The 7,836-nt window shown below is 54.8% G+C and carries 9 protein-coding genes; 2 read left to right on the top strand and 7 right to left on the bottom strand.

The window, feature by feature from the left end; genetic code table 11:
- Positions 1–56: 56 nt before the first annotated feature.
- The 7 genes from IQ254_RS28010 to cysE form a co-directional block, all read right to left on the bottom strand.
- Positions 57–677, bottom strand: coding sequence for a (2Fe-2S) ferredoxin domain-containing protein (locus IQ254_RS28010; RefSeq protein WP_193969440.1), 621 nt, complete (start codon positions 675–677; stop codon positions 57–59).
- A 73-nt stretch (positions 678–750) separates the two neighbouring features.
- Positions 751–954, bottom strand: coding sequence for a putative nitrogen fixation protein NifT (gene nifT, locus IQ254_RS28005; protein WP_193969439.1), 204 nt, complete (start codon positions 952–954; stop codon positions 751–753).
- Between the two features lie 110 nt (positions 955–1,064).
- Positions 1,065–2,207: a homocitrate synthase gene (nifV, locus tag IQ254_RS28000; protein WP_193969438.1), complete on the bottom strand. Its 1,143-nt coding sequence runs from the start codon at positions 2,205–2,207 to the stop codon at positions 1,065–1,067.
- A 53-nt stretch (positions 2,208–2,260) separates the two neighbouring features.
- Positions 2,261–2,425, bottom strand: a complete 165-nt coding sequence (locus IQ254_RS27995; protein ID WP_193969437.1) for a hypothetical protein — start codon at positions 2,423–2,425, stop codon at positions 2,261–2,263.
- Between the two features lie 107 nt (positions 2,426–2,532).
- Positions 2,533–3,072 carry a Dps family protein gene (locus IQ254_RS27990; RefSeq protein ID WP_193969436.1) on the bottom strand — a complete coding sequence of 180 codons (540 nt, stop codon included), beginning with the start codon at positions 3,070–3,072 and terminating at the stop codon, positions 2,533–2,535.
- Positions 3,073–3,191: 119 nt separating this feature from the next.
- Positions 3,192–3,461 carry an Asr1405/Asl0597 family protein gene (locus IQ254_RS27985; protein ID WP_193969435.1) on the bottom strand — a complete coding sequence of 90 codons (270 nt, stop codon included), beginning with the start codon at positions 3,459–3,461 and terminating at the stop codon, positions 3,192–3,194.
- Positions 3,454–4,185 carry a serine O-acetyltransferase gene (cysE, locus tag IQ254_RS27980; protein ID WP_193969434.1) on the bottom strand — a complete coding sequence of 244 codons (732 nt, stop codon included), beginning with the start codon at positions 4,183–4,185 and terminating at the stop codon, positions 3,454–3,456. Before cysE ends, IQ254_RS27985 begins: the two co-directional genes overlap by 8 nt.
- Positions 4,186–5,825: 1,640 nt before the next feature.
- On the opposite strand from cysE, the gene nifB reads away from it, so the two are divergent.
- Both nifB and IQ254_RS27970 read left to right on the top strand, forming a co-directional pair.
- Complete coding sequence (gene nifB, locus IQ254_RS27975) at positions 5,826–7,304, top strand: nitrogenase cofactor biosynthesis protein NifB (protein WP_193969433.1); 1,479 nt, start codon at positions 5,826–5,828, stop codon at positions 7,302–7,304.
- 60 nt (positions 7,305–7,364) lie between these two features.
- Entirely contained in the window at positions 7,365–7,733 is a 369-nt protein-coding gene (locus IQ254_RS27970; RefSeq protein ID WP_193969432.1) for a 4Fe-4S binding protein, read from the top strand.
- Positions 7,734–7,836 lie beyond the last annotated feature (103 nt).

The following is a 7,836-nucleotide window of genomic DNA, read 5'->3' as shown; positions in this document are numbered from 1 at the left end:
GTGGAGGGGTGCGGGGGTGTAGGGTGCATCCGCGCAGCAATGCACCCTTTTCGAGGCTAAGACGAACAGAAATGTTCTTCGATCAGGGCGGAGATGTCGTGGGGGTTGAGGTTGTCGTAGCGGTGTTTGCCGGGCATGATCGTCAGGTTGGGAGCCTTAGAACAACGCTTTTGGCAGCCGGTGTAGCGAATCTCGACCTGGTCTTGCAGCTGGTATTTTTGCAGCACCTGCTCTAGGGCTGTTACCATTTTCCGCCCGCCCCGCTTTTGACAGCCTGACTTGTGGCACACCAGGATTTGCGCAGATTTTTGCTTTGGTGCGATGTTTACCGCTTCCTGTTGGCGGAGGGATAGTTCGACAGCGGTGGTCAAGGCGGGATCAGGCGGTGCCTCCGGCCCATCCTCCGAGGAACCTAAAAAGAACACCTGGTAAGCCTTGAGCTTGATCACCCCGGCTTTGAAATCCACCTGGCTAGAGCCGATACAGCGCAGGCGATCGCCTGCGGTCACCGACTGGGTGATTGAGGGGCGGAGTTCCTTGGGCAGCTTGATGACAATCTGCTCGTCTTCAACCTTAAGCACAACAGACTTGGGCTTTCTGGAGTTGCCGCCGACAAAACCTAGGAATGTTCCGGTGAGGTCAAACATGCGAGGGGGCATTTGGGTAGGGTCTAGCATGGGGAATCTGGGGAGTGGGTGGGTGAAAAATCACAATTCAAAACAATTCAAAGTTGAGAATTCAAAATTTCGCTTAATTCAACCGTTTGGCATTCACGGTTTGGGGCAGCTTTAGCGGTTCGGGGAGGCCGTCGATGGAGAGCTCCCAGCCGTTTTCTAGGGTGACGAGAATCGCGTCGCCCTCTCGGCTTTGGCTGACGACATGTTCTTCCAGATCTTTTTTGGGGACGTAGACCATTAGGGTGCCGTCTTCGCCGCTGTGGAGCATGACTTTCATGGGAGGTGCCTTGGGGAGTGAGTTAGATTTTGGATTTCCCCTCTGGGGAGGGGCAGGGGTGGGTCAATCAGGAATTTTGGATTTCTCCTTTTGCCTTTTGCCTTGCTGCATTAGTTGACAGTGGCGTAGGTACTTTGTGGACTGGCCAGAGCCAAGAGTTCCTCGACGGTGAGGCTGCGTTTGAGCTGGGTAGAGCGATCGCGCACCTCTCTCAGCAGCGACTGGCTGTGGCCAGCATCGAGATTCATGCCGTGGTCGTGCAGCACCTGGTTGAGCAGGCTGCGGCCCGAGTGTTTGCCCACCACGAGTCGTCGCTGGCGGCCGACTTCGTTGGGGTCAAAGGGTTCGTAGGTGCTGGGGTTTTGCAAAATGCCGTGGGCGTGAATGCCCGACTCATGGGCAAAGGAGTTTTCGCCCACGATCGCCTTCCAGGGGGGCACCGGGCAGTTGACGGCCTTGGCCACAAAGCGCGACAGCTCTAAAAAATGCTGGGTCTGAATGCCGGTTTTGATGCCGTAGATCTGCTTCAGGGTCATGACCACCTCTTCGAGGGCGGCGTTGCCGGCCCGTTCGCCCAGACCGTTCACGGTGGTATTGACCGAGGCGGCTCCGGCCCGAATGCCGGCCAGGGCGTTGGCGGTGGCCAGCCCCAGGTCGTTGTGGGTGTGCATTTCTACCGGAATGTCTAGGGAGTTGACCAGTTTTTGCACCTTCTCGAAGGTGGTAAAGGGGTCGAGGATGCCGACGGTATCGCAGAAGCGAAAGCGAAATGCGCCCCACTCCTGGGCAAACTGGGCGGCGTCGATCAAGAAGGTCTCGTCGGCGCGGGAGCTGTCTTCACCGCCGACGCTGACCTCAAGCCCATGGTCGCGGGCAAAATTGAGGGCATCGCGCAGTTGCTCCAGCATTCTGGCCCAGCGGCCCTGGAACTTGACCTGAATCTGCATATCCGAAACCGGAATAGAAATGTGGATGCGCTTCAGTCCACAGTGGATGGAGGCCTGAATATCGGAGAGCACGGCGCGGTTCCAGCCCAGCAGGTGGGCGTTGAGACCGAGGTCGGCGATCGCCCGAATGGCCTTGGCTTCATCCTGCCCCATGGCGGGAATACCAACTTCCAGTTCCTGCACCCCAATGGCATCGAGAAACTTGGCGATCGCAACTTTCTCTTCTAGGCCAAAGGCCACACCGGCAGCCTGTTCACCGTCGCGCAGGGTGGTGTCATTGATATAGATCGAGGTCGGAGTCGTCATGGGAGCCTCCAGGGGCAATGAGGGAGAGCGGAAGCGAGAGCAGCGGTGAGCAGCTAGGAAATAGAGCGATTGAGTAGAGCTTTGACGCGTTCTTCGTGCTGCTGCGCGGCTATTTTTTTGAGATAGTCTAGGTCAGAGGCAATGATGCGATTCAAAAAAATTTGTTGTGCCCAGGCCAGACCAAAGACAAAGCCAACGACAATCAATGTAGACAGCATGGGGGTAGTTCCTTAATAAGAGAGATTGGGAACGGAAAGACCAATGGGAAAGAGCCATTGTGGGTTGGGTGAAGCATCAGCGACACCCAACCTACGAGAGGCGATTGTTATCTCACAAACGCTAAAGTGAGGCTATCTTCTGATAAGAAATGGTCGAGATGGAAGGCTCGATCTTCAGATTTCAACAGAATTTGCTCGTACAGATAACGGGTGGCGCGATCGCCGATGCTCTCGGCCTGGGCTGCTAGCCGCCGCAGCAGACTGATGATTTCCTGCTCTGCCGCCAGGTCGTTTTCAATCATTTGGCGGCAGTTGTAAATGCCATCAGATTCGGGGGTAAAGCAGCACAGCTCGGCCAGGGTAGCAAAGCTGCCCGCCGGTACGCCGCCCAGGCCATTCAGGCGTTCGGCCACGTCGTGGGCATGGCCCTGGGTGGCGTCATAGCCTTCTTGAAAAAACTCATGGATGGAATAAAACTCGGCTCCTTCTATAACAAAGTGGTGCTTCTGGTATTGCAAATACAGCGCTTGGAAGCTGGCATAGACCAGATTTAAACTTTCGCAAATGGTGGTGGTAACGTCTTTTTCAAGACCAATGGGGTTACTACCTACTTCACCAAAAGACAGAACCAGCGTTTGAGTTGTCATGGGGTTACTCCGAAAGAATAGAAAAGAGACAGAACGTGAAAGCTGACAGAACTAAAATGTTGGCGTGGGGGGTTGAATCGATAAGTCACCTCAACTTTCAAAGCCAGATTTCGGTTTGATCAATGGTCTGCGGTACAGACCACCTGGGTTTCCCAACAGCGCTCCAGCCAGGTGATATCCTCATGACGACAGGTGAGAAATTGTCGGATAGCACTGCGGGCTAGCACCAGGTCAGTGGCGTGGTTGACTTCAACCCGTAGGGTGCCGTCAGCCGGGCAGGCGCAGGGAACATTGAGTTCCTGCAGACGGTGGTAGATCGACCAGCGATCGCATCGTCGCACCGTGGCAACATGCCCCCAACCGGGGGCTACAGGCGCAGACTTATTCATGGGAGGCAAACTCCAGAGAGGGCAAGGATGAACGAGAGAGGGTTTTAACTTGGGCTTCTAATGCCTCGATGCGATCCATGAGCTGTCGTAAGGTCTTGGCTTCGGTATCGGGCAGCTGGTTATGGTCTAGGGGCGCAACAATCGTGTTGCAGCGACACACATTGCGATTGGGAATGCCGACGGCGGTGCAGTTGGCAGGCACATCCCTCAATACAACAGAGCCCGCACCAACGCGGGCATAGTCGCCGATGTGAATGTTGCCCAGCACCTTAGCCCCGGTGCCAATCACGACCCTGCTGCCGACGGTGGGGTGGCGCTTGCCGGTTTCTTTGCCGGTGCCGCCCAGGGTAACGCCCTGGTAAATCAGGGTGTAATCGCCAACGATCGCCGTTTCGCCAATTACCACCCCCATGCCGTGGTCGATAAACACCCCTTTGCCCAGGCGAGCACCGGGATGAATTTCAATGCCGGTGAAGAAGCGAGACAGGTGGGAAATCAACCGGGGCAGAAAAGTAACTCTGCGGTTGTGCAGCCAGTGGGCCAGCCGGTGAGCGGCGATCGCATGGAGGCCGGGATAACAACACAGCACCTCCAGCCAGTTCCGAGCCGCTGGGTCGCGCTCAAAGATGACGGTGAAATCGTCAATCAGCGGCAACTGCTGGCGAACCTCGGCAAAGGAGGGCAACCATTGTTGAATAGAGAATCGGAACAGGGAGGGAGACATAGCGCAATTGGGGCTGTGTTTTCCTGCTTATAGCAAGCCAGACTTTGGGTCAGCGATACCCTTGGTCGAATCCGATTAACTAAAACTATTAGCCCTGTACTCAATCGCTGAAACGTCGATTTTTCAAGGAGTAAGAAATACTTTGGGGACGAGGTACAGGTATTTCGGGCCCTAGGAGCAGGTATTTTTATCCCCGGGCACGAGTAATGTGCACTCAGGGATAAACCCTTTAAGACAAATGTATTGAGGGTGCTTTTGCATCACTCTGAGGATCGAGTGACCTGTACTCAAAACAAAGATATTCCAGCCTAATGGCTTGTAATGCAATAAACAAAGTGTAGCCGATTATGCAAAATCAACTCTATTTAATTCAGCATTCCTTAACAAGTGAAATCTAACCTCAGCAGCAACCTTAGATTCTGATTACACCCCCCCTCTGCAAGTGTCTACGTCATCCCCACTGGAGTGGGAATCCATTCGTGAGGGCGACTTGAACCACAAGCGCCCAGCAACAACTAGCTGAATTCAGGATGCGCCCTCCATTTCGTCTACCAGAAGTCACGCGTGATCACCCAATGCGTTGTGGCATGGCTGACTAACGGTATGAATTTGGGTAAGGGCGCATGGCCAATCGCCCTTACAGGGGATCTCTGATTTTTGATTCATACCTGCATCTAGCCATCCCTGCGCTGTCTCTTTGCCCATCATGGCGGAGGTCTACTAGGCCCCGTTTACGATGCTTAATACGAAATTGTTAGACCTAATACATAAAACAGACAAGAATTGAAAAAATCGCTACAAATCAATTTTGATTTGATTGAGGGTGGCGCTGATTCCTGTATCAAGATTAGCAAAATGAGTTGATTTGAGTGCTCAAAAACATGCACTTAAATCGCTACCTCAATGGGGCTAACTCACTGTGTGGCAATGGATTGAGGTGAGTGCAGGAAACACCGGGCGGGGGCATAAAAATACCAGTCGTTAGCCCGATTAATGCAAGTACCCCGTCCTGCCAAAAAAAATATTTCCTAGGTTTTTCAAGGGTTCTGGGCTTTGAGTACAGGGTTAATCATTCAATAAACCCTATCGCCCCGGTTGTCTAACCTGGTTCCAAAGCGGTTGCTATAACTCTTTCAACGCCGAGCACCCAACCTCAAACCACGGGTTTTGCGGAAAGCACAACGTCAACTTCAGCCCAGTTAGGGCGACTTTAACCCCCGACGCATTGTCTTTCCTTCGGCCCGTTAGTTCCAAATCAATTTCAGGCGTATCTACCTTATTGGGCTGTTCTTTAACTCTCCTCATTACTGAGGAAAATGCATGCCCCCACCAATACACCGTAGAAATTGATTTGGTTCTTCAGGATTGGGTTGCTCGGACTGTTTACCACACTCTCCACCCCGTCGGCGTTGCATCGCCATCATCAACAACTCGGTTCTTCTGTTCTCCTAGCAGTTTAAGAACACCTCACCTGGGCTTACAGGGTTGATGCGATCGATGCAACGTCACTCTCTATTTATATTGAGTGTTTTTTAAAGCGGTGAACCCTCCTCAACCAGGCTCGGTTCCCCCTCAGCCCCCGCCTTAGCTTTTCCGGTCTGGTCAATCTCCCCCACCTTGTTCTTTACCTCCCCAAACCCATGACGCCACCGCCACCTACTGCCCTCGCTTCCGCGCCTACCGCGACGCCCGAGCTGGACATCACCTTGACTAAGACTCAAACCAAGGTCAAAAAGTCTGGTGGCGGCTGTGGCTGCACTAGCAAAAGCGACACGGCCCCCGCGATCAGCGAATCGATGCAGGCTCGCATTGAAAAGCACCCCTGCTACAGCGAAGAGGCCCACCACCACTACGCCCGTATGCACGTTGCCGTGGCCCCTGCCTGCAACATTCAGTGCAACTACTGCAACCGCAAGTACGACTGCGCCAACGAAAGCCGCCCCGGTGTGGTGAGTGAACTGCTCACCCCTGAAGAAGCCGCCCACAAGGTCTTAGTTGTGGCAGGCAAAATTCCCCAAATGACGGTGCTAGGCATTGCTGGCCCCGGCGACCCGCTGGCTAACCCCGAAAAAACCTTCCGCACCTTTGAGCTGATTGCCGAGCAAGCTCCCGACATCAAACTCTGCCTGTCTACCAACGGCCTGATGCTGCCCGACTATGTCGATCGCATCAAAGCCCTGAATGTGGATCACGTCACCATCACGCTGAATATGGTGGATCCGGCGATCGGCGAGAAGATCTACCCCTGGGTGCACTACCGCCGCAAGCGCTATCGCGGCATTGAAGGGGTCAAGATTCTCCACGAGCGTCAGATGGAGGGGCTGGAGGCTCTACAAGAGGCCGACATCCTCTGCAAAGTCAATTCCGTTCTCATTCCCGGCGTCAACGACGAACACCTGCCGGAGGTGAATGCCGCTATCCGAGAGCGGGGGGCATTTCTGCACAACATCATGCCCCTGATCTCGGCCCCGGAACACGGCACCTACTTTGGCTTAAACGGCCAGCGCGGCCCCAACCCCAAGGAGCTAAAGGCTGTTCAAGACAAGTGCGCCGGCAATATGAAGCTGATGCGCCACTGCCGCCAGTGCCGCGCCGATGCCGTGGGTCTTTTGGGTGAAGACCGCAGTCAGGAATTCACCAAAGAGAAGTTCATGGAGATGTCGGCGGACTACAGCCTGGAAACCCGCCAGGCCGTCCACATCGGCATTGAGCAGAACCGTGCCGCCGTGGCTGAGAAAAAACAGGCCGCTGCGACGGGTACCCACGCCGTAGCCGATTCCCCCAAGGTTCTGGTTGCGGTAGCTACCAAAGGCGGCGGGCTGGTGAATCAACACTTTGGCCATGCCAGGGAGTTCATGATTTACGAAGTCGATGCCACCGAGGCCAAGTTCATCGGCCACCGCAAAGTCGCCGACTACTGCCAGGGCGGCTACGGCGAAGAGGCGGCCCTGGAAGGCATCATCAGCACCGTTGCTGACTGTAAAGCCGTTTTGGCCGCGAAAGTTGGCCCCTGTCCCCAGAAGGAGCTGCAAAAAGCAGGCCTGACTGTCGTAGAAGCCTACGACGTGATTGAGACCGTTGCCCGCCACTTCTACGACGAACATGTGTTGACCGCGTAACCCCCCGTAGGGGCACAGCATGCTGTGCCCCTACGCCCCACCCCCAGCGAGGATTTAGCCATGACTTACACGATTACGAGTGACTGTATCAGTTGTCAGCGCTGCCTCTCGGCCTGCCCCACCGGAGCCATTCAAACCAACGGAACAGCGTTCTGGATTGACGTGAATCGCTGTAACCAGTGTGAAGGTTCCCACGGTGTGCCCCAATGCTGGGCGGTGTGCCCTACCAACGAGGGCTGTGTGCCCCTCACCACTGGAACCCTGACCACCAGCTCAGAAGCCACAGCAGACTACTGGGATTCCTGGTTTGCCACCTACACCCGCCTGGTAGAGCGACTCAAGCATTCTCCCCAGTCGAGCTATTGGCGGCAGTGGTTTGATGCTTATTCCCAAAATCTCAAGAGCCTGCAAACTCAGACCGGTTCTTAACCCAGCTAGCTAGCTCTCCCGTGGGTTACGGCCAGTGCTCAATTTTCTTGACACCCGCCTAATTTAACTCCGGCCTAACCCACCCTACAGCTTCTCCCTCAAC

Source organism: Nodosilinea sp. LEGE 07088 (genome assembly GCF_015207395.1).
In the GTDB taxonomy this organism is placed as follows: domain Bacteria; phylum Cyanobacteriota; class Cyanobacteriia; order Phormidesmidales; family Phormidesmidaceae; genus Nodosilinea.
This window is presented reverse-complemented; position numbering and strand designations above follow the sequence as displayed.